This window comes from Nitrospira sp., assembly GCA_037045225.1.
In the GTDB taxonomy this organism is placed as follows: domain Bacteria; phylum Nitrospirota; class Nitrospiria; order Nitrospirales; family Nitrospiraceae; genus Nitrospira_A.
In genome coordinates this window covers 743322-765082 of sequence record JBAOHZ010000009.1, presented here as the reverse complement: position 1 = coordinate 765082, position 21761 = coordinate 743322, and the positions used below count along the sequence as shown (strand labels likewise).

Genomic DNA, 21761 nt, shown 5'->3' with positions numbered 1-21761 from the left:
TCAAAGGAGGAGTGTGATGACACGTCATACATGTGCGGGTTTGGTGCTTGTGAGTCTGATGGTGGTAGTCGGAGCAGCCCATGCAGGCGATGGAAAAACAGCCCAGTCGCTCTATGAGCGATTAGGCGGCAAGGATGCTATCACGGCGGTGGTGGAGACCTTTGTGGGAACCGTCGGTGGAGACACCCGCATCAATGGCTATTTCGCGAGTACGGATCTGACGAAGCTCAAGATGCATCTGGTGAACCAGATCTGTGAAGCGAGTGGCGGGCCCTGTGCGTATACAGGTCGGACGATGACCCAGACACACAAGGGCATGGGTGTGCAGGATGCGGCATTTGGAGCCCTGGTTGAGGATCTGGTGGCGGCCTTGGATCACCATCAGGTCGGCAAGGTGGAAAAACGCGAACTGCTGGCCGTTCTCGGTCCGATGAAGAGTGAGATCGTCGAACAGAAGTAAGTCCTCCTGCTGCGAGAGTGGTGAGTGCGCAAGCCTATGGGGCATGGACGTGGCTCCGATGGCATTGGCCTATCCCGCATGCACGATTGTGATGATGAGATCTACATAAAGGAGAACAATGATGAGCCTTAACCCAACGATTCCTGGTTATACCTATGGCACTTCGGCGGTCCCACGTGCGGCGATTTCGATGGAGGAGTTCGAATTACTGAAGAAGACGGTGTTATTTGGTGAGGAGGATGTGAAGGCGCTCCAGCAGTCGAAGACGGTGGTCAAGGATCAGGTCGAGGCCATCCTCGACGTCTGGTATGGATTTGTGGGGTCGAATCCCCATCTCGTGAGCACCTTTGTCCGTGTGGCAGATGGTCAGCCGGACATGGAGTACTTGGGAGCCGTGCGGAAACGGTTCGGCCGGTGGATCCTCGATACGGCCGCTGGTAACTACGATCAGGCCTGGCTGGATTATCAGTTTGAAATCGGGCGTCGGCACCATCGTGTCGGGAAGAACGTGACAGACAAGGTGGCGGCCGCTCCGCATATTCCATTCCGCTATCTTCCTGCTCTCCTCTACCCGGTGACTGCAACCCTTCGCCCCTTCCTGGCGAAGCAGGGGCATAGCGAGGCCGAAGTCAGCGCGATGCACCAGGCATGGATCAAGTCTGTCTTATTGCAGGTGATACTCTGGAGCTATCCCTATGTGAAAGAGGGTGATTTCTAGGGGGCAGGGGCATAGATCGTGGGACGGACGTAGAACTGTTTGTGTCCGTCGGCGATATGAAGTCTCTGGCGGAAATCCGGATTCCGCCTTTCCAGAGACTAATGGGAAAGATGAGGAGCGTGATGATGGTTGCGCAGGCTCGGTTGATGCGTTGGGCCGAGTCTGCAGCGCCCGCCCTGCCATCTGGCGCAGGAGCAGTCCGTCGGCACTTTCGCTGGCCCTCGCTCGCGCGCGAAAGAGAAGACGTAGAGCGCGGTCTACTCGCCATCCGTTGTGCGCGGCAAGCGTTCACGGGGTGACTTTGAAGAAGTTTCCGCCTTTGGCCTGTTCGTCGTCGCTGCCCCACGCCATATGCTTATCCAGTCGTTTGAGGAGCGGCACGTGTTTGGAGCAGTGGATGTACGCTTCTTCCACACCGATGAGGACCCAAGCCTTGGGCTGACGTCCGCCCTTGACGAGGGCGGCTTCGGCGATGCGCGCCGGAATCCGGGAGAGGCTCTCCGGTTCGCTTGGGGTCAGCACACGCGCGGTTCCATTGACATGTAGTCCGACCGTGCTCTGACAGAAGTCGACAAAAATCAATCCGATGTGGGGATTCTCCAGGATGTTTCCCAGGCTCGCCAGCACGCCGTTGCCCCGGTATTCCGGATAGATCAGCGTCTTCTCATCGAGTACTTGAATGAATCCCTGTTCACCGGCTCGAAAGGAGCAGTCGCATTCCCCTTTTCCATCGGCGGTGGCAACGAAGACCATGTCCATCCGCGCGATGAACTGCTGCATCTGTGGATTCAGGTGGGGCAGGGTTTGGTGGGTATAAAATGCCGCGGCGCGAGCCGAGGTGCCGAATTGCTCTTGTGCACGCTGTTCGCCTGATGATCCCGGCCTGGTCATATCGAACGCTCCTTGTGGAAGATGTCGGAGTACGGTGTTGCATGGCTGATTGTCCCTTATGTACGGCAGCGCTGTCGATATGTGCCTGATGGCGAAATCGGGGAGGACGGAAGAGCGATCGGTTGTGAGGGCTGCTCTGGAGGCGTGTCGTCGAACATGATGTAGGCGCCTGATGGATTCGGCGCATGGCTCATGCGGCAAGGATTACATGCGCCAGGGTCAGCCGAGGGGGAATTCAGCCGCCACTCTCGTACTTTTTGAGTTTTGCCGACAGCGTTTTGTAGTCGATCCGGAGCGTTTGGGCGGCTTTGGTTTTGTTGCCGCCACTGGATTCCAATACCCGTTCAATATGCAGGCGTTCGACCTCGTCGAGGGGCAGGTGTGTCTGGTCGTCGGGCGATGGTGTCGCTGACGCGCGCGGGAGCACCTGCAGGACTTCTTCGCGGGTGATCGGCCCGGAGTTCGGACTCATCAGGACCATGCGTTCGATGACATTGCGAAGTTCGCGTATGTTTCCCGGCCAGCGGTACGCTGCCAGGTGCGTGAGAGCCTCCGGCGTAAGCGTTCTCGTTGCGGTGCCAGGAATATGCAGGTGGTGCAGAATATGATCGGTCAGAACGGCGAGATCTTCCGGTCGTTCGCGCAACGGTGGCACCTGCAGCGTCACCGTGTTGATGCGATAGAGGAGATCGTCTCGAAACCGGCCTTGCAACACAAGTTCCTGGATGTCCCGATTCGTCGCGCAGATGATCCGGACATCGGCCCGGAGTGTGCGTGTGCTGCCGACCGGGCGGTATTCGTTCCGGTCGAGAAACCGCAGCAGGCTGACCTGCATCGGCCCCGGCATTTCGCCGATCTCGTCCAGAAACAATGAGCCGCCGTCGGCGGCGGCGATCAGTCCGGGTTTGGCCTGAATGGCGCCGGTAAACGCGCCTTTCTCGTAGCCAAATAATTCGCTCTCCAGCAATTCTCGACTCACCGCTCCGCAATTGACGGCGATACAGGGGCCAGCGGCCCGCCGGCTGTGCGCATGCAGCAGACGCGCGACCACGTCTTTGCCGGACCCGGTTTCTCCCTGGATGAGTACCGGGGCTTGCGACGGCGCGACCTGAGCGATCTGGGTTCTTACTGTCTGCCAAGCCTGGCTGGTTCCATCGACGATGTCGTCCTGCCGATATCCACCGTGGCGCGCGGCCAGATTCTCGCGACGAAGCTCCCGCACCGTACGAAGCTTTGCCAGCGCGGCCTTTACAGCTGCACCGTCGAATGGCGTGTCCTTGATGAGGAAATCCCATGCGCCGTCTTTCATTGCCGCCACCGCGTCTTTGACGTCGCCATGGCCGGTCAAGACGATCACATCGACGTCCGGTTGATGGTCCTTCACCCAACGCAAGATTGCCCGGCCGTCGATCCCGGGCATGCGGAGATCGGTGATGACACAGTCGAAGGAGGCCGTACGGAGTCGATCAAGGCCTTCCTGCCCGCCGCTCGCCGTCTGTGTATCGCAGCCTTCTTCACGGAGTGCCTGTTCCACGACGAGGCGAACAAATTCTTCATCGTCGACAATGAGGGTGCGCATGTGTTCCATGGTCATCCGGTCACGCTGAAGGAGGAGAGGGTGGAGCAGAGGGCCAGTCGACGACGGATCCGGCGCGATCCGGAAAGGCCAGATAGAATGTGCTGCCCGCTCCGGGAGCGGATTCCACCCAGACCCGACCGTCATGTTTGTCCATGACGAGTTTTACGATCGCGAGACCCACGCCCGTGCCCTCGTATTCCTGCGGGCTGTGGAGCCGCTCGAAGAGCCCGAAGATCTTGTCGTATTGAGCCGGGTCGAATCCGATCCCGTTATCTTGTACCCACAGGACGCGTTCACGTTTCATTTGAGTACCGCCGATGGTGATGGTCGGGGGCGTAGCGTGGCGGGAGAACTTCGCCGCATTGTCGAGCAGGTTCGCGATCGCCTGACGGATGCTCACCGGTTCTCCGTAGAGATCGGCAAACGGCAGGGCGACCTGGATTTTCGGCTTTGGACTCTGGAGTCCGCTGAAGCGATCGGTGATGAGGGGCGTGATCATTTCCATCACATTAAAGCGCTGACGAGGCAAATCCTGCTGCTCCAGCCGCGAATATTTGAGCAGGGCGTCGATCATGTGGGTGAGGCGCAGCGCGGAGCGCCGGATCACATCGATCTGGTGTCGGGTCTGCGCGTCGCCTCCGTCAGCGAATTGTTTCTCCAGCAGGGAGGAGAACCCTTCGATTTCCCGCAATGGACCTTTGAGGTCGTGGGCGACGGAATAGGTAAACGCTTCAAGCTCTTTGGTCTTCCGGGCAGTCGCGGCGGTCTGCTCGCGGAGGCTGGTGACCATCGACGAGAGAGAGGCGGTTAAGGTGCCGACTTCGTCGCGGCTGGGCCAGGATTCAAATTGCGCCGTGAGGTCGTGGTGAGCGACACGATCGGCCGTGACCGAGAGACGTTGGAGCGGTTTGGCGATCTGCCGATTGACGGAGACATAGATCACGGTGATGACCAGTCCGAGCACCGCGACGAGGCCTAAGGCAATCAGCCGCGCTTGTTGGAGCAGCAGATCTCCCTCCACTTTCATTTCCACATCGATATCGCGATGGGCGTCGACCAGTTGATCGAGATTATTCATCAGTTTCACGATCAGGCCGTCGGTCTTCGTCACCGGCGAGGGTGCCACGCCGAGGCGTTGGGGGCTGGCGAGCGCAGACTGCCACAAGGTGGATAGTTCCTGCAGGATCCGATCGATCTCGGCGATGGCGCGATCCTCCTGGTCGGCAAGATCCAATCGTTCATGCTGAGTCAACATGCCGAGGAGAATTGGATGGGTGCGGGCCGCATGGGTGGAACGATACAGGTCGAGAGAGTTGCGGATCTGTTCGGCATGGCGGCTAAGCCGAGCAAGGGTGTCGGCCGCATCGGCCTTCGTGATCTGCTCCAGAAAGAGATGCAGCGTGAGGTTCATTTCATAGGCGGAGCGTTGCATGCCTGCCGCCGTGACGATGGCAGGCACCGTAATGCGTTTGTGGCGGTCCACATAGCTGTTGATGCGGCTGAGGTACACGAGCAGCGCTGTGAGGCTCAACGCCAACAGGCTGAGGATGACTCCGAAGGAGATGAAGAATTTTTGTCCGATCGAGCGGTCGTGGAGCCAGCGCATGCAGGCCTCGTGGTGAACATCGAACGTACCACAGAGAGACGGCCCCTGTCAGTCGGGTGCAACCGGCACCGTACTCGAGCGATCTGACAACGCATCTGCGATACGTAGGACCGTTGTTAATGGAAGCAGTGTGCAGCACCGGGCGACTGCTGTTCCAGCAACGGTGCTCCAGCACAGGCTGCTGCTTCGACAGCTCAAAGGTACCATCAGCGCGACCGATCGCCGAGAAAAGCAGACTGTGGATGAGGCAACGAAGGCGGAAAGCAGGGTGAGAGCGATGGGTGTGGGCCTGACGATTGTGGCTGTATCAGCAGGTGCTGTTGATCGCGTGCATGAAGATCGGCCGCGTGCGACAGGGAGGCCTTTGCCGACCACTACGTTCAAGAACTGAATGGCGCGGCAAGAGACAAACGTGGACGCCAAGCGATGCATTGCGTTCAACAGCCGGTGCTCAACGAGTGGCGGCCTCGCCCTGCCACAACATGTCATACCCCAGTTCTTTGGTGTCGGAGCAGAAGGCGGTGACTTTGGCGAAGCTGTTTCGGAAGATGTGATTGGCGTGCGACCGTTCGTGCTCTTCAAACGATCGCCAGTAGGTCACGATCACGTAATGTTCGTCGGCTGTCCTTGATGGAGCGAGTGATCCCTCGTCCGACACAAAGCCGGAGAACCTGAAGACCTGTCCGGCGATGAATCCACCCTTGTCGCCGCCGTACACATCCTTCACGACACTGCAGAGTTCCCCGAAGGCCAACTCGACATCGTCGAAGGTGATCTCGGGTTTCAGCGTGACCGTGTTGAACAGCATTTTCGAGCCGAACGGGACGGTAATGGGTCCGAACATGGGAGCCTCCGCAAGCGAATGGTCATGCAATAGAGCGATCGCCACGCGCCGTTCAAAAGTGTAGGTCTAAATCCTCGGTTGATACACTGCGTCGATCAAATGTTTGGGCTCGACGGTCGTATTGCGCATTTGCGCCTGCAACACATTACTGCCGGCCGGCACGCTGTGGGTCAGCCAGACATTGCCGCCGATGATCGACCCCTTGCCGATGGTGATACGCCCCAGAATGGTCGCGCCCGCATAGATCACAACGTCATCCTCGACGATCGGATGGCGCGGGGTGCCTTTGACCAACCCCCCGTTGTCTCCCTCCTGGAAGCGTTTCGCGCCGAGGGTGACAGCCTGATAAAGTCGGACTCGCTCACCGATGACGGCTGTTTCTCCGATCACGACGCCCGTGCCATGATCGATGAAAAAGGAGCCTCCGATGGTGGCTGCCGGATGGATATCGATCCCGGTGGTGGAATGTGCGATATCGGAGATGAGACGCGCCGGCAGGCGTGCGCCCAACTTGTAGAGCGCGTGCGCGACGCGGTAGTAGATGACTGCGGTCATGCCGGGATAACAGAGCAGAATTTCGGAGGCGCTGGTTGCCGCGGGATCTCCCTGATAGGCCGCCTGGAGATCGGTGAAGAATCGCGCACGAATCGCGGGTAACTGCGCGGCAAACCTGGTCGTGATGTCGTATGCGGACTGGTGTGCGTCGGCGTCCTCCCTCTCATTTCCTTCCGACACGAACAGGAGTCCGCGACGAACTTGATCCTGCAACATGCTCAGAGTCTGGTGTAGTTGGTTGCCGACAAAATAGTCGATGTTGGCTTCGTTCAGATCCGACCGGCCGTAGTGGGTCGGAAACAACACGGCGCACAACCCACCCAGAACTTCCAGTAAGGCTTTCCGGGACGGCAATTCCCGGATGCGGCCTTGATGTCGCACATTGTGCTCGATTTCACGCGAGTGCCGGAGAGCGGCCACGACCTGGTCGATATTCCAGGTCGATGGCGGAGCCTCCAACGATTTGGCCAAATCCTTTTCCATACACCTCTGCCTTTTCCGCGTCGTCTTGCGCTGCCTATTCCGTTTTCAGTTGATGCAAGGCGCGCACGAGTGCGTCGATTTCGTCATGTGTGTTGTAAAACGCCAGCGACGGACGGACGGTCCCGTTGAACCCGAAGCGGCGCACGGTCGGTTGCGCGCAATGGTGTCCGGAGCGCACGGCAATACCCTGTCGATTCAGATGCCGGCCGACCTCTTCATTCTCGAAGCCATCCAGCACAAACGACAAGACACTTGCCTTGTGGGACGCTGTGCCGATCGGTCGAAGCCCGCCGACCGATGCCAGCGCCTGCGTGGCATATTCCAGCAATTCGTGCTCGTAGGCGGCAATCGCAGACATGCCTAGTTTGGTGAGATAGTCGATCGCCGCGCTGAGGCCGACGACACCGGCGATATCCTGGGTGCCCGCCTCGAACTTTTGAGGAATGCCTTGATAGGTCGTCTTGGTAAAGGTGACGTCTTGGATCATATTTCCGCCGCCTTGCCAGGGAGGCATCTCTTCCAGGAGCGCCGCCTTACCGTAGAGCACACCGATGCCGGTCGGGCCGAAAATCTTGTGGCCCGAGAACACGAAGAAATCGCAATCCATGGCTTGTACATCGATGGGCATGTGCGGTGTCGATTGCGCGCCGTCCACGAGCACCGGGACACCGTAGCTGTGCGCCAGCGCAATCAGCTGCTCCACCGGATTCACCGTGCCCAGCGCATTAGAGACATGGGTGACCGCCACCAGTTTGGTGCGACGGTTCAGCAGCGCCGCAAACCCGTCGAGGATCAGCTCGCCGGCTTCATTGATCGGGGCCACCTTGATCGTGGCTCCCGCCTGTTGCGCCAGCATCTGCCAGGGCACAATGTTGGCGTGATGTTCCATGGTGGTCAGCAGGATTTCGTCGCCCCGGCCGATATGCGCCCGGCCATAGGTGTTGGCCACCAGGTTGATCGCCTCGGTCGTCCCCCGCACGAAGACGATTTCCTTGGCATCGGCTGCGTGAATGAAGCCTCGCACCTGTTCACGGCCCGTTTCGTAATGTTCGGTCGAACGGGCGGCCAGTGTGTGGGCTGCGCGATGGATGTTGGAGTTGTCGCGACTGTAAAAGCGCGAGGTGGCATCGATGACGCTTTGCGGCTTCTGGGTGGTGGCCGCGTTGTCGAGCCAGATGAGCGGGTGACCGTTCACCTGTTGGTGCAGCGTGGGAAAGTCGCGGCGAATGGCCTCCACGTTCAAACTGGAAAAGGTCAGGCGTCGCGAGGGAGACGCGGCGGCAGGTGAGGCCGGAAGGCCGGCCTCAGGGGTACGGAGAAAATAATAGTCCGGTGGCGAGACGGTATCGTAAGCAGGAAAAGGTGTTGCAATGGACGGCCGGTGGTCGGCGAACGACCGGTTCGCGGTCGGGGTTGATCCATTGCGCCAGTCGAATCCATTGCCGTGGTAGTGCGGACCGCCGAAGGCGTAGGCGTCTTCGAAGTCCGGGGTGAGTGGTCCAACCTCGGAAGGGTCGTTCGTCAACGGCTGGTTTGCGGATGGCGCCGCCTGATGGTGTTGCTTGCCCCCGTTCCCGTTGCAACGTGGTTCACCGAAGGGGTAGGCGTCATCGGAACCGGGAGTATGTTCACCCGACGGTGTGCCGGCTCCTGTGGGCTGCGTCGAGAGTGCTTGCAAGCCCGGATGGACCGGTGGATGCGAATCGGGTGTGGCCGAGGGGTATCCGCCGGCCAATCCGGGAGCGCCGGGGGCGCTCGCCGGAAAGGTCTGCAATGTGGCCGGCGACGTATTGTGGCCGGCCTGCTCCAAAAAGAACTCCTGAGCCAATCTAGTGATCAGGGCTGTATCGAACGGGTCATGTGTGGGTGTCGGTCCGTTATTGATCGTAGTAGTCATCGTCTTACGCCTTTGGATAGACATACTCGTGATAGAACTTGATCGAGACGTTGTCGAGACGCGCGATGGCATCTTCGGTCAAGACCGCCGCTGAGAAATAGCGTGTCACCAAATGGGACGCGATACCGTGTTCGTTCGTCCCCATGTAGCGGACGGAGAGACCGGTTTCGAGTTCACCGGTGACGCCCGCCTTTTGCAGCCCGACGACACCCTGTTGGGCTTCACCGACGCGCAACAGCAGGATACTCGTGTTACCTGCCTTATCGATCTCCAACTTGTTGCTCGGGATCAACGGAATGCCGCGCCAGGTGATGAATGGCGAGCCGAAAAGATGGACCGTGGGAGGCGGCACTCCGCGCCTGGTCGCTTCGCGTCCGAATGCGGCGATGGCTTTGGGATGAGCAAGGAAAAAGGCAGGCTTCTTCCAGACCAGGCTCAAGAGTTCGTCCAAATCGTCCGGCGTCGCCGTCCCTTTGCGTGTATTGATGCGCTGAGCCGGAGCGACTTCTTTCAGTAGGCCGAATTGTGCATGATTAATGATTTCCCACTCTTCACGCTCCTTGACCGCTTCTACCGTCAGACGCACCTGCTGACGCAATTGGTCAATGCGGTTGCTGTACAGATCGGTGACCCGCGTATGCGTGCGCACGACCGTCTGGATCGTACTCAGGTGATACTCGCGCGGGTTGAGCTCGTAATCCTCAAAGGTCGTCGGCAGTTCCGGCTCGCCACCATCTACCGTGAGGAGATTGACCTTGGCCTCGCCGAATTCATTGGCCTCCTGTCCCTTGACGGCCTTCGCCACCCGATTGAGACGGTAGACACCGCCGTCTACATCCACCCAGGGGAGCAGTTTGTGCAGCCACCGCGGGGTGATATCCGTCATTTGCGGGACGGTGACTGTGGCAGTCGCCAGGTTCCGCGCGGCTTTGGCGCTCAGGCTTTGTGGTTCGGAAACAGTCGCTCGTTCACTCATTGTGTTGTCCTTTCCATAATGTTGGGTACATGCTCTGAACTTGTGATACTGGTTCTCCTTCTTGGCTCACGTCTTCATGCGGTGCCCTCCAGGAATCCGGCATGGTCTGGGGCGGCTCGGTCGCCCGGTTATGGCTCATTCCCATGAGCGGCAGCCACAGGGGGCCGTAGCTCGCAGGCGGCCTGTTCGTGATCGATCAGTTCGGTGACGGTCGGATGCGTTCCGCTTAAATGTTGAAATACTTCTGCATGCTGATGTACCTCTCGCCTGTATCGCAGAGGATGGTCACCACGCGTTTGCCGGGGCCGAGTTCCCGGGCCACCTTCTGGGCGGCGGCCACATTGGCTCCGGCCGAGATTCCCACGAGCAAGCCCTCCTTCTTCGCCAGGAGCTTCGCCGTTTGGTATGCCTCGTTGTCGGTGACGGTGATCACGCGATCGAGAATCTTCTGATTCAACACCTGCGGGATGAAGCCCGCGCCGATGCCTTGAATCTTGTGCGGACCAGGTGGCCCGCCTGAGAGGATCGGGGATCCACTCGGTTCGACCGCCACGATGTCGATGGAAGGATTACGTTCCTTGAACACTTCCCCGCAGCCGGTGATGGTCCCGCCGGTCCCGACCCCTGCGACGAAGGCGTCAAACCGTCCGTCCAGGGCCTCCCAGATCTCCACGGCCGTGGTCTGCCGGTGTGCAGCCGGATTCGCCGGGTTGGAAAATTGGTCGGGCATGAAGCAGGACGGATGCTGCGCCGCGATCTGTGCGGCTTCCCGAATGGAGCCGTTCATGCCCTGGGCGGCTGGCGTCAGCACCAACTGCGCGCCGTACGATGAGAGGAGGCTGGCCCGCTCCGAGCTCATGCTCTCCGGCATGACGAGAATCATCGGATAGCCGCGGACGGCGGCGATGAGGGAGAGCCCGATGCCGGTATTCCCGCTCGTAGGTTCGACGATGGTCGTGCCAGGCTTCAGGCGGCCGCTCCGTTCCGCCTCGTTGATCATGTTGAGGCAGATCCGGTCCTTGATGCTGCCCCCGGGGTTGGAGGATTCGACCTTCGCATAGATCGTCGCGCCGCCTTCTGGTGAGAGCCGATTGAGTCGCACCAGTGGCGTCCGGCCGATCAGCTCTGTGATGTTCCGGTGTACTCGTTCCATCACCGGCCACCACCCATGTAGAACAGAAACTCCAGGCGATCGCCCGGCTGTAACGGGGTGGATCCCAGGTGCTCGCGTTCGATCAGCGTATCGTTCAATTCCACGGCGACCATTTGCGGGTCGATGTGTTTGGCGTTCAGCGCATCCAGGACGACCGACCCCGGAATCTCTTCCGATTTTCCATTGATCTCCACAACCATAGCCGTATCTCTCCAATCCATAAGCATTATGCGTTTACATGAACAACGTGGTCTCGGCGCCGGCCGTCAGTGCCAGGATGGCCGGCAATCCCAAGACCGCATCCACTTCCTTCGTCACCGCGCTCGTGACCGAAGAGTTCGCTTTCCATCAGCGTGTCGCTGGTGGCGGCGCAGTTGACGGCCACGAAGAGCCCTGTCCGGCGGGTGCTCAGCTCATGAATGTGCCGCGCAATCAATTCCTTGCCGGTGCCGGTTTCGCCGATGATGAGCGCGGTCGCATGGCTCGGGGCAATCCTCTGTCCCAATTCCAACAAGGCCTTCGATGTGTCGTCCTCGAAGACCAGGCAACTGGCCCTGCCGGACAGGGAGTGCCCGGTTGGATCGGATGCGGAGACGATCTTCAGCGCACGTTGGGTGTTCGTCGTCGTCACGTGATCCTCTGTGTGCCTATTCCACCGGCTCGGGAAACACCCGGAGCGATTTGGGCCTGACGTAGACGCGTTCGCCGGTGCTGAGCGCGAGTTCCCGCCATTGTTGCTGACTGACTTCACCTTCGATGAGTTCGCCGTTGTCAGTGCGAACCATTTCCAGGCGCGCGACGGCCCCAACGGGCTGGATCCGTCCTACCAAAGCTTCGATGGCTCCCTCCTCACCGGGATGGCGGTACAGATCGATTTCGTGCGGCCTGACGTAGCCGATCGCCGGCCCATCCGGAATATCGCCCTGTTCACGGAGCGCCAGATCGAGGTCTCCGACCTGGACCCGGCCTTCATGGACCCGGCCGTGGAAAAGGTTAACGCCGCCCAGAAAGTCATACACGAACGGGGTGGCCGGCCGTTCGTAGACCTCTTCCGGAGTGCCGATCTGTTCGATGCGCCCCTTATTCATGACGACCACCCGGTCCGCGACCTCCAGCGCTTCATCCTGATCATGGGTGACGAAGACGCTGGTGACATGGAGATCCGTGTGGAGCCGTCTGAGCCAGCGTCGGAGTTCCTTGCGGACCTTGGCGTCGAGCGCACCAAAGGGCTCGTCGAGCAACAGGACGGTCGGTTCGACGGCCAAGGCTCGCGCGAGGGCGACGCGTTGACGTTGACCGCCTGAGAGTTGCCGCGGATAACGATCGCCGAGCCATTCCAACTGCACCAGCTTGAGTAGCTCGCGGACCTTCGCGTCGATGGTCGCATCGGGCGGCCGGGTGGCTCTGGGCCGGACTCTGAGCCCGAATGCGATGTTTTCGAAGACGGTCATATGGCGGAACAGGGCGTAGTGCTGAAAGACGAACCCGACACCGCGCTCACCGATATGGCGATCGGTGACGTCCTGATCGTTCAGGAGAATCGACCCGGTGGTCGGTCCCTCCAAGCCGGCGAGGATGCGGAGCAGCGTGGTTTTGCCGCATCCCGACGGCCCCAGCAGGGCGATCAGCTCTCCGGTCTTCACGTGCAGGTTGATCTCGTGCAGCGCGGAAAACGTTTGAAAGGTCTTGGTGACGTTGCGGACTTCGATACTCATGCGTGGGTCTCCTTCTGTTCTACCGATGAGGTCCATTCCACCAGGCTCTTGGCGGCCAGAGTAACCAGCGACAACAAGGCCAGCAGGGAGGCGACGGCAAAGGCGGCGACGTAGTTGTATTCGTTGTAGAGAATCTCCACATGCAACGGCATCGTATTGGTCTCGCCGCGAATGTGCCCGGACACGACCGAGACCGCGCCGAACTCTCCCATGGCGCGCGCGTTGCAGAGAATGACCCCGTACAGCAGGCTCCATTTGATGGAGGGAAGGGTCACGCGCCAGAAGGTCTGCCAGCCGGTGGCGCCCAGCACGAGCGCCGCTTCCTCTTCGTCCTTACCCTGCGCCTGCATGTGCGGAATCAGTTCGCGCGCCACGAAGGGAAAGGTGACGAAAATGGTGGCCAGCACGATGCCAGGGACGGCGAAGATGATCTTGATGTCGTGTGCGGCCAGCCAGGGACCGAGGGCGCCCTGCAAGCCGAAGAGCAGCACATAGATCAATCCCGCGACCACCGGCGAGACGGAGAATGGAAGGTCGATCAAGGTGATCAAGACCTGCTTGCCCCAAAACTCGAATTTCGCGATCGCCCAGGCGGCCGAGACGCCGAAAACGACATTCAGCGGGAGGGCAATGGCCGTTGCCAGGAGTGTCAGTTGAATTGCGGCGATCGCATCCGGTTCCTGAAACGAGGTCAGATAGGCGCCGAGGCCGTGCTTGAGCGCCTCGAAGAGAATGGCCGCCAGCGGCACGAAGAGGAAGAACCCCAGGAACGTCAACGAAACCAGGATCAGCGTCAGGCGCACAAGGACCGGCTCGGCCACGGTCGAGGCGATACGGGGCACTCCTTTGTCCAAGCTTAAGGCACCGGTTGTCATAATCCCTCCCTGTTCGATTACACTGCCACTTGCCGTCTGCCACTCCACCACTGCAGCCCGTTGATGATCAGGAGCAGAATAAATGAGGCCACCAGCATGACGACCGCGATGGCTGCCGCTCCGGCATAGTCGTACTGTTCCAGTTTCGTGATGATGATCAACGGCGTGATTTCCGTCCGCATCGGCATGTTGCCGGATATGAAGACGACGGACCCATACTCTCCCAGCGCCCTGGCGAAGGCGGAGGTGAAACCGGTCAACAGCGCGGGAAACACCTCAGGAAAGATCACCTTGGTAATGGTTTTCCAACGGGTCGCGCCGAGGCTGGCGGCCGCCTCTTCGATTTCTTTTTCGAGATCCTGGATGACCGGCTGGACGGTTCGCACCACGAAGGGGAGGCCGATAAAGGTCAGGGCGACCAGCACGCCCAGCGGTGTGAATGCGACCTTGATCCCCAGCGGCTCCAGATATTGGCCGATCCATCCGTTGACGGAGAACACGGCGGTCAGGGCGATGCCGGCCACGGCAGTCGGGAGCGCGAAGGGAAGATCGACCAGCGCATCCACGAATTTCCTGCCCGGGAATGAATAGCGCACGAGGACCCAGGCGATGATGATGCCGAAGACGGCATTGATGAGGGCTGCCACGAAGGACAGCCCGAATGTCAATTGGTAAGAGGCCACCGTCCGCGGGTCCGCGACGGCCTGCCAGAATTGGTCCCCTGTCAGCGCAGACGCCTTCACGAACAGACCGGCTAACGGAATCAACACGATCAGGCTGAGATAGAACAGGGTAAACCCGAGTGTGAGTCCGAAGCCCGGTAACACCGTCGGTTGTTTCAACAAGATCGACATGATGGCTCCTTGAGTTGCCATGTGTGCCGGTTCGGCCGGTGACCGCAGATCACCGGCCGGGCCGACACAAGGGCGTTCACTTTCTGGTGCGTGAAATCTCTTGATAGACCTGGTCGAACACGCCGCCGTCCACGAAGTGGACCTTGTTGGCGACATTCCAGCTGCCGGACACTTCATTGATGGTGAACAGCGTCAGCTTCGGAAACTGACCGGCATATTTGGCCGCCACTGTGGCGGATTGAGGGCGATAGTAGTGTCTGGCCGCGATATCCTGCCCCGCGTCGGAGTAGAGATATTCCAGGTAGGCTTGCGCCACTGCTCTCGTGCCCTTCTTGTCGACGACCTTGTCCACCAGGCTGACCGTGGGCTCCGCGAGAATACTGGCCGGGGGCACGATGATATCGAATTTGTTCTTGCCCAATTCTTCGCCGCCCAGGAGGATTTCATTTTCCCAATTGATCAGCACATCGCCGATGCCACGCTCCACGAAAGTGGTTGTGGCGCCCCGCGCGCCTGAGTCGAGCACCGGCACGTTCGTGTAAAGACGGGTGATGAAGTCCCGCGCTTTGGTGTCGTCTCCGCCCGCTTGTTTCAGGGCATAGCCCCAGGCCGCCAGGTAGTTCCAGCGTGCGACGCCGGAGGTTTTCGGATTGGGTGTGATGACCGCCACGCCCGGCTGCACCAGGTCGCTCCAATCCTTGATGCCCTTCGGGTTGCCTTTACGCACGAGGAAGATGATGGTTGAGGTATACGGTGCGCTGTTGTGGGGGAGGCGAGTCTGCCAGTTTTCCGGGAGCAAACCGGCCCGGTGGGAGATGGCGTCGATATCCTGTGCGAGCGCGAGCGTTACCACGTCTGCGCCGAGGCCGTCGATGACCGCTCGTGCCTGTTTGCTTGAACCGCCATGTGACTGTTTGATGGCGACGGTCTGGCCGGTCTTTTCCTTCCAATGTTTGATGAAGGCGGCGTTATATTCCTGGTACAACTCGCGGGTCGGGTCGTAGGACACGTTCAAGAGTGATGGCGACTCAGCAGCCTGCGCGGCTGTGACGGTGGTCAACCCGAGTACGATCGCAAGGGCGCTGACGATATGCGTGAAAGTCATGATGCTCTCCTTGATAAAGGCACACGTATAGCGATTCGGCAGGTCGGCGACCTGCTTCACGGTTCTTCACGGGCACGCTGTTCGGATCAGTGCGGTCGATCGAAGGTCAACAGGGCTGCGGCGCGCACATGCGTGCGTAGAAACGGTATCGGGCTGAGATGATCGGCGTATGGAATGGTGTCATGTGAGTTCCCTTCTCTTCTCCATTCTGTTCGTTCAGGGGCACAGCTCTAAATATTGCGATAGAGAGCGGACCGATTATCCTCGTGCCTGCCTGTACAGGCTCGGCTCCAGTGGTTGACTCGATCCAGCACCACGGCCTCCGTATCTTTGGGAATCGACCTCGTTAAATCCCTGGTCTTGCGTCCGCTCCAATGTTCGACGCATCCATGGCCGCCGGCGTAGGCCCGTTCTGTGATGGCACTGACCGAATCGCCGCCGACGACCAGGATCGACATGGGATCTCCTTGCTCTCTCGCAGATCGCCCTAGGGCTGCGAACTTCTTTCGCTTCCGCGTTCCAGCCCGGGTTGCACCGGCATGGACGACAACGCTTCTCGATAGCGAATCTGCAGCTCTTCTCGCTGATCAGGGGAGAAGAGGCGTACGCCTGAACTCACCTGGACCAGAAACTCCTCCGGCTCGAACGTCACATCGTGCGCGGCTGAGGCCTCGGGGATATTCGGCAGCTGCCGGTCGTATTTGCTGATGTCCGGACCGGGGCTGTGCCGGTCATGCACGCCGCTGATGGTGAGGTGCAGAACGGGCCCTCTGATGGAAATCCAGCCGGTCGTCGTTTCTTCGTCTCCCTGGTCCGTGGCATGGCTCAGGTGGAAGTACGCCCGTTCGGTGGGACCGGCCTGTGCCAGCGCCTTCGCGAGCGGCGGCGCCAACACGGTAATCTCCTCGTTCCGGAATGCCCTGGTGCGGTCGGCTTCCCCGACAAACAACCGATGCAGGAAGTTTCGCCGCTCCCATGCGCGCACTCCTCGAAGTAAAGTCCCGACCTCGGTCGCCGTCAGTGTTGCGGGATGCGCGTTGGTTGTCGCATCAGGGTCCTGTTCCACACGCACTTGACTCAATCCCGATTGATACACGGTCTTGGGTGGTGTCGCAGGCCTGCTGGCGCAACCGGCGACCAAGGTCAGTCCGATCAGAGTGAGTAACACCCGTCTCGATAAAGGGTGCGTGTGCGGTACTGTGCTTCGGATACCGTTCATTGTTTCACCTCCTGCCGCTGAACGAGACCAGCGTCTTCTGTGACACGATCGAATCCATATTCCTGAAAGAGCGCCTGGGTCTGGGGCGCGAGCAAGAACTCAATGAAGTCGCCTGCGCCGGAGACGTTTTTCGCCGTCCATACAGCGGCGACGCCGTAGCGGACCGGCGTGTGGGATTCCACCGGGGCCGTATCCAGTATGCGGACCTTGTCGTTAGAGGCGGCATCGGTGCGATACACGACGCCGACTTCGGCTTCGCCCTTGGCCACGAGATCGAGGACCGCGCGCGAGTGTTCACCGAAGACGTATTGCGACTTCAGTTTGGGTTCGAGTTTGCTGTACTTCAAAAACTGCGCGGCGACTTTCCCCACCGACGAGGTTTTGGGGTCGCCGATCGCAATGCGCCGGACAGGGACGGTTTCGAGGTCATGAATCGTCCCGACTGGAGCGGGAAGCGCGACCCCGGTGATCAGGACCAGCGACGTGCCGGCGAAGGCGCGTTTGGTGCCTTGAATGATTAGCCCTTTCGTTTCGAGCTGATCGATTTCATCAAAGAGCGACGGCAGGAAAATGTCGACCGGCGCGCCCTCTTCGATCTGTTTGCGAAGGCTTTGTGAGGGGCCGTAGATCACCCGCACGTTGATTCCAGGGTGCTCGGCCTCAAATCGTGGCAGCACTTTCCTGAGCGCGTCTTTCAAGCTATTGGCGGCGGCAATGGTCAATGCTTCCGGTTGAGCATGGGCCGGCGGCACCACTCCGGTGATGCCGATCAGCATACTGAAGAGGAGCCAGATGCCGAAGAATGTGTTGCGTCGTGTCATGATCGTCCTCCCGTGACGGTCGCAGGGTCAGGTTGCCTAGAAAAAGAACTGATATTGGACATTGATGCGATTCTCGATGAGGTCTCGTCCGAATCCCGCCTGGCTCTCGAACGGGAACCGGTCCGGGGCGCGGCCGCCGCTCCCCAGGGTGATGTTGGAATAATCGACGACGAGCCGGTTGTTGTAGGTGCCGTCGAAGCTGTAATTGATCGCGGCGCCGAACTCCTTCACCAGATCATCAACCTGCTGCGTTGAGGGATCCATGAATCCATATCGTACGGCCACTTCGAGCTTTCGTGGAATGATGTATTTACCCACCTGCGCGTACCATCCATAGGCTTGGCCGAGATTCACGGCCGGGCCCAGGAATTGAGCTGATGGGACGGTGTTGAGGTCGAAGGGGCTGGTGCCGCTGTTGGCATTACGCAGTCTCTGGTGCCGGTAGTAGCCTTCGGCCTGAAACGACCAGCCTTGATACTTGGCGATGAAGTCCACTTCATAAGTTTGGAAGTCCCAGATTCCGCCGGCGAGCAAGCGGCCGTTGTATGCCTTGGTGACGGCCTGCCGGTAGGCTCGCTCGACAATGTCGGAACGGATTGAACTGAGATAGTTCTGCGCCGGGTTATAGGCGTAGCCGAAGGCGATGGCCGATTGAAGGGTGCGCGAATTCAGGATGTCTCCCTGGCCGTATCCAGGATTGCCGGCGATCTTGTACAGCAACCGAGCGGTATACATCATCTCACCGGTCATGAAGCGCGTGTCATAGTTATACGTTCGGGTCGTTGCTGCCCCCGGGGCTCCGGGTGTTCCGGTCTGGGGGAGCACATTTTGACTGACGGACGTCCCTTCCCTGGCGAGATTCGCGCCGACCCCTCCCCAGAGGCCGAATGCGTAGTTGAATTTGTACTGGTCCTCGTCGCTCGAAATGCTGACGCCGATATCACGGCTATTCTGCTGGTTGGCGGCAAAGGCATTTTGCACGATCAAGTTGTCGGCGAAAGTTGAAGTGGCCATCGAGCTGATGGTCGCGCGATTGAACCAGACGCGCTGTTGACCGGCCTGAATGGTCAACCAGGGGATATGCCAGGAGGAGATATAGGCGTCGAGCAGTCCGGCCCTTCCGCTCCCGCCTTCCTGATTCGAGGTTGTCTGGTCGAAAGCCCAGGAGATGTTGTAGCGAAAGTCCGGGTCGAAGGCGTAGCCCAGAAACTGGAGGCGGGCACGCGGCACGCTAAATTGGTTGGAATCGCTTTGCCTCCTGATGGCGCGGTATTCCACCTGGCCGCCGAGGATCTCGGGATTTCTCGAATCGCCGACGGTGCCCCATCCTTCATTGTAGGCACTGTGGCTGTACCGAACCTGGGTGAGCAGTCGGAGCTTCAGGAAGAATTTGTCGCCGACGCGAAAGTTCAGTCCATTATTGACGTCGATGGTGTAATTCGGCTTCGCGATCTGGTCGCGCTTTTCGAGGACCTTGAGTCCCTTGTCGTATTCTTCCTGGTTGATGATGCCTTTTAAGAATAGGTATTTAAGGCCTGGGTCTTCGCCTGAATAGTATTCCCACTTCCCATCCTTCTTAACCAGCTGCCCTTCCTCGACCGCTTGCACGGAGGTGAAGGTTCCAGCGATCAAGCTGCCGGCCACCAGGGCAATCCCCAAAAACGTGTTGGCTCTCATCTGACCTAACCTCCGAGTTGGCTATATTCGAAACTGTTGATGCCTTACAAAATATTAATGCGTATGCTTTTTATTAAACATCTGTATTCCGGTGAGGAATTAAATACATCAAGTTATGTAAGTTTGTCAACAATTGGATAATAAGAAACTTCGCAAAACAGATCTTTCTTGCCATTCGACAGAATACTTGACAATGGTAATGCATACTGTCATTGTCCGGTCCGCCATGACGAAACACGTTTCTGCTGACGATTCCCAGCTTGTAGAAAATTTACTGAGTCAGCTCAGGCAGGCCAAGGGTCTCTCCCGTGTCGAACTTGCGGCCCAGGCCGGTATTACCCGGCAAGCCGTCCATGCCATCGAAACCAATCAATATCTTCCGACCACTGCCGTCGCACTCCGGCTTGCGCAGGCCCTGGGCTGTCGCGTGGAAGATCTCTTCCGGCTGCTCCCTCAGGAAGAGATTGTCGAGGGCGAATGGTTCACCGCTGCGGCTCCGCTGCACGTGCTCCAGAGTCCTACGCGTGTCAAGGTGGCCCGAGTGGGTGCGCGATTCATCGTTCGACCGGTTGCCGAGTTGGGGGAGGTGATGAATTACGCCGTACCTGCGGACGGATTTGCGCTGCCGAACGCTCACTCATCGCAACGGTCTCAGCATTCATCCCGCCACGTTCAGGTTCGACTTCTGCGTAACCGCCGTGTGATTGAGCAGGAAATTGCCGTGGCTGGTTGCGACCCGTCGGTGTTTCTGGCAGGCGACTATCTTCGACGGCAAAAGGAAGATTGCACTGTGGTGGGATGGACACTCGGGAGCGCTGCCGCGATCGACGCGCTGAAGCGGGGTGAGGTGCACGTGGCGGGTGTGCACGTCGTGGACGCACAATCAGGAGAGTCGAATCTTCCCTATCTGCGTCGGCATCTCAAGGGCAACGAGTACTTGATCATTACCTTTGCAGTCTGGGAGGAAGGGCTGTTGGTCGCCCCGGGCAATCCGAAATCGATTCGTGGAGTCGAGGATCTCGTTCGCGCCGACATCAGTCTGATCAATCGGGAAGCGGGGGCGGGTGCGCGCCTGTTGCTCGATCAACAGTTGGCTTCCGCCGGCATCGCCCCAGGGACGATTCTCGGGTATGACCAGATCGGGCGCTCCCATTTTCAGGTCGCTCGCACCATTGCGGAAGGTCATGCGGATGCGGCGGTTGGAGTGCGGGCGGCGGCCAATCTCTTCGGGCTCGGATTTCTTCCTCTTCAGCGGGCGCGCTACGATTTTGTGGTACCGAAAGCGCACCTCAAGGACCATCCGGGCATTGAAGCATTTTTGAATGTTCTGGTCAGTCGGTCCTTTCGATCAGAAATCGATGCCCTTGGCGGCTACGACATGAGCGAGACGGGAACCGTGCGTGATCTACGCGGGCATTGAAACGGTTCTCGTCGGTAGTGTGACAGGCACCAACGGAGCGGAGTGACATGACAGTTCGAAATAGAGTGATCATGGTGAGGCTCCTGACTCTCGTGTGCGTAAGTCTGCTCCTGTGCGAAGGGTCTGCACGCGCCGGGCAGGAAGTATTCGTGATTGCCGGCTCGCACAGCGTGAAGGGTGTCGTTGATCGCCTCGGTGCCGGATTTGAACGGACCCATCCTGACGTCCGCATGAAGCTCTATGTGGATAGCGGGCTGGATTTGAGGCGAACGATTGCGGGCATGGAAAACAGTATGGTCGGCCAGTATTTCATCGGCAGCGGCCCCATTCATATTGTGGCGCCCGGCGGTGACGAGGTGCTGACCAGGCTGGAGCAAAAATACTATGTGCTGCCGGGGACGAAACAATCCTATGCGGTGGAGCAATTGGTCTTGATCGTGCCGGAGTCATTGGTCGACGCGGCTGAATCGCTGGAAGCCTTGAGCCGAGGAAGCGGTCGCCTCGCAGTGGCCGACCCGTCACACACCCGCTTGGGAGCGCAGACCGGTGCCATGCTGCGCGCGATGGGGCTCGAGGCATCCTTCAAGAGGCGTCTCGACGTGGCGACTGATTCCCGTGGCGTCCTTGACCATGTGTTGAGCGGGCAGGCCGATGCAGGCATTCTTTTCGGGCATGAGGCGGTGAAGGCGCAGGAGCGGGTTCGGGTCGTGGCGAGGCTGGAAAAAGGATATGCCCAAACCGTGCATTCGATGGCCATGGAACGGTACTGCCCCAATCGAAGTCTCTGTGAAGAGTTTTTGGGATATCTGCGCAGCGAGGAGGCGCAAGCCATCGTGCGGGAGGCCGGGTATGGCGTGCCTTCGGATCGGCGTCCATAGCCCAGGCCGCCTGTCATTCAGAAGTGTGAGGGCAT

The 21761-nt window shown here is 59.4% G+C and carries 22 protein-coding genes; 4 read left to right on the top strand and 18 right to left on the bottom strand.

The genetic code is table 11. The annotated features are described in order from the left end of the window. The first annotated feature begins 16 nt into the window (after positions 1–16). Together V9G17_04440 and V9G17_04435 are read left to right on the top strand one after the other, a co-directional pair. On the top strand, positions 17–460 hold the full coding sequence (locus tag V9G17_04440) for a group 1 truncated hemoglobin (GenBank protein MEI2751828.1): 444 nt from the start codon (positions 17–19) through the stop codon (positions 458–460). Positions 461–578: 118 nt separating this feature from the next. After that, positions 579–1178, top strand: coding sequence for a protoglobin domain-containing protein (locus V9G17_04435; protein ID MEI2751827.1), 600 nt, complete (start codon positions 579–581; stop codon positions 1176–1178). A gap of 288 nt (positions 1179–1466) precedes the next feature. On the opposite strand, the gene V9G17_04430 is transcribed toward V9G17_04435, so the two are convergent. The 18 genes from V9G17_04430 to V9G17_04345 form a co-directional block, all read right to left on the bottom strand. Further along, complete coding sequence (locus tag V9G17_04430) at positions 1467–2069, bottom strand: pyridoxamine 5'-phosphate oxidase family protein (GenBank protein MEI2751826.1); 603 nt, start codon at positions 2067–2069, stop codon at positions 1467–1469. Between the two features lie 235 nt (positions 2070–2304). Continuing rightward, the gene (locus V9G17_04425) at positions 2305–3648 is read right to left on the bottom strand and encodes a sigma-54 dependent transcriptional regulator (protein ID MEI2751825.1); all 1344 of its coding nucleotides are present in this window, start codon (positions 3646–3648) and stop codon (positions 2305–2307) included. A 19-nt stretch (positions 3649–3667) separates the two neighbouring features. After that, positions 3668–5254 (bottom strand): ATP-binding protein, encoded by a 1587-nt coding sequence (locus V9G17_04420; GenBank protein MEI2751824.1) that lies wholly within the window; start codon positions 5252–5254, stop codon positions 3668–3670. A 451-nt stretch (positions 5255–5705) separates the two neighbouring features. After that, the gene (locus tag V9G17_04415; GenBank protein MEI2751823.1) at positions 5706–6098 is read right to left on the bottom strand and encodes a hypothetical protein; all 393 of its coding nucleotides are present in this window, start codon (positions 6096–6098) and stop codon (positions 5706–5708) included. A 66-nt stretch (positions 6099–6164) separates the two neighbouring features. Further along, positions 6165–7136, bottom strand: coding sequence for a serine O-acetyltransferase EpsC (gene epsC / locus V9G17_04410; protein ID MEI2751822.1), 972 nt, complete (start codon positions 7134–7136; stop codon positions 6165–6167). Positions 7137–7170: 34 nt separating this feature from the next. Then, a complete protein-coding gene (locus V9G17_04405) occupies positions 7171–9033 on the bottom strand; it encodes a family 2A encapsulin nanocompartment cargo protein cysteine desulfurase (protein ID MEI2751821.1) in 1863 nt (620 codons plus the stop codon). A 4-nt stretch (positions 9034–9037) separates the two neighbouring features. After that, positions 9038–10009, bottom strand: a complete 972-nt coding sequence (locus V9G17_04400) for a family 2A encapsulin nanocompartment shell protein (GenBank protein ID MEI2751820.1) — start codon at positions 10007–10009, stop codon at positions 9038–9040. Between the two features lie 226 nt (positions 10010–10235). Continuing rightward, positions 10236–11162 (bottom strand): cysteine synthase A, encoded by a 927-nt coding sequence (cysK, locus tag V9G17_04395; protein ID MEI2751819.1) that lies wholly within the window; start codon positions 11160–11162, stop codon positions 10236–10238. Beyond that, positions 11162–11362, bottom strand: a complete 201-nt coding sequence (gene thiS, locus V9G17_04390) for a sulfur carrier protein ThiS (protein MEI2751818.1) — start codon at positions 11360–11362, stop codon at positions 11162–11164. Before thiS ends, cysK begins: the two co-directional genes overlap by 1 nt. Positions 11363–11388: 26 nt before the next feature. Next, positions 11389–11793, bottom strand: a complete 405-nt coding sequence (locus V9G17_04385) for a sigma 54-interacting transcriptional regulator (GenBank protein MEI2751817.1) — start codon at positions 11791–11793, stop codon at positions 11389–11391. A 16-nt stretch (positions 11794–11809) separates the two neighbouring features. After that, entirely contained in the window at positions 11810–12877 is a 1068-nt protein-coding gene (locus V9G17_04380; GenBank protein MEI2751816.1) for a sulfate/molybdate ABC transporter ATP-binding protein, read from the bottom strand. Next, a complete protein-coding gene (gene cysW / locus V9G17_04375; GenBank protein MEI2751815.1) occupies positions 12874–13752 on the bottom strand; it encodes a sulfate ABC transporter permease subunit CysW in 879 nt (292 codons plus the stop codon). Before cysW ends, V9G17_04380 begins: the two co-directional genes overlap by 4 nt. Before the next feature lie 17 nt (positions 13753–13769). Further along, a complete protein-coding gene (gene cysT / locus V9G17_04370) occupies positions 13770–14606 on the bottom strand; it encodes a sulfate ABC transporter permease subunit CysT (GenBank protein ID MEI2751814.1) in 837 nt (278 codons plus the stop codon). Between the two features lie 76 nt (positions 14607–14682). Further along, positions 14683–15711, bottom strand: a complete 1029-nt coding sequence (locus V9G17_04365; GenBank protein MEI2751813.1) for a sulfate ABC transporter substrate-binding protein — start codon at positions 15709–15711, stop codon at positions 14683–14685. 230 nt (positions 15712–15941) lie between these two features. Continuing rightward, positions 15942–16169, bottom strand: coding sequence for a hypothetical protein (locus tag V9G17_04360; protein MEI2751812.1), 228 nt, complete (start codon positions 16167–16169; stop codon positions 15942–15944). Between the two features lie 29 nt (positions 16170–16198). Further along, entirely contained in the window at positions 16199–16879 is a 681-nt protein-coding gene (locus V9G17_04355) for a hypothetical protein (GenBank protein ID MEI2751811.1), read from the bottom strand. 47 nt (positions 16880–16926) lie between these two features. Next, positions 16927–17751 carry a molybdate ABC transporter substrate-binding protein gene (gene modA, locus V9G17_04350; protein MEI2751810.1) on the bottom strand — a complete coding sequence of 275 codons (825 nt, stop codon included), beginning with the start codon at positions 17749–17751 and terminating at the stop codon, positions 16927–16929. Positions 17752–17787: 36 nt separating this feature from the next. After that, positions 17788–19428 (bottom strand): hypothetical protein, encoded by a 1641-nt coding sequence (locus V9G17_04345; protein ID MEI2751809.1) that lies wholly within the window; start codon positions 19426–19428, stop codon positions 17788–17790. Between the two features lie 226 nt (positions 19429–19654). Here V9G17_04345 and V9G17_04340 point away from each other — a divergent pair, with 226 nt between their 5' ends. Together V9G17_04340 and modA (V9G17_04335) are read left to right on the top strand one after the other, a co-directional pair. Continuing rightward, positions 19655–20848, top strand: a complete 1194-nt coding sequence (locus V9G17_04340; GenBank protein MEI2751808.1) for a substrate-binding domain-containing protein — start codon at positions 19655–19657, stop codon at positions 20846–20848. A 47-nt stretch (positions 20849–20895) separates the two neighbouring features. Then, positions 20896–21726, top strand: a complete 831-nt coding sequence (gene modA / locus V9G17_04335) for a molybdate ABC transporter substrate-binding protein (GenBank protein ID MEI2751807.1) — start codon at positions 20896–20898, stop codon at positions 21724–21726. Positions 21727–21761 lie beyond the last annotated feature (35 nt).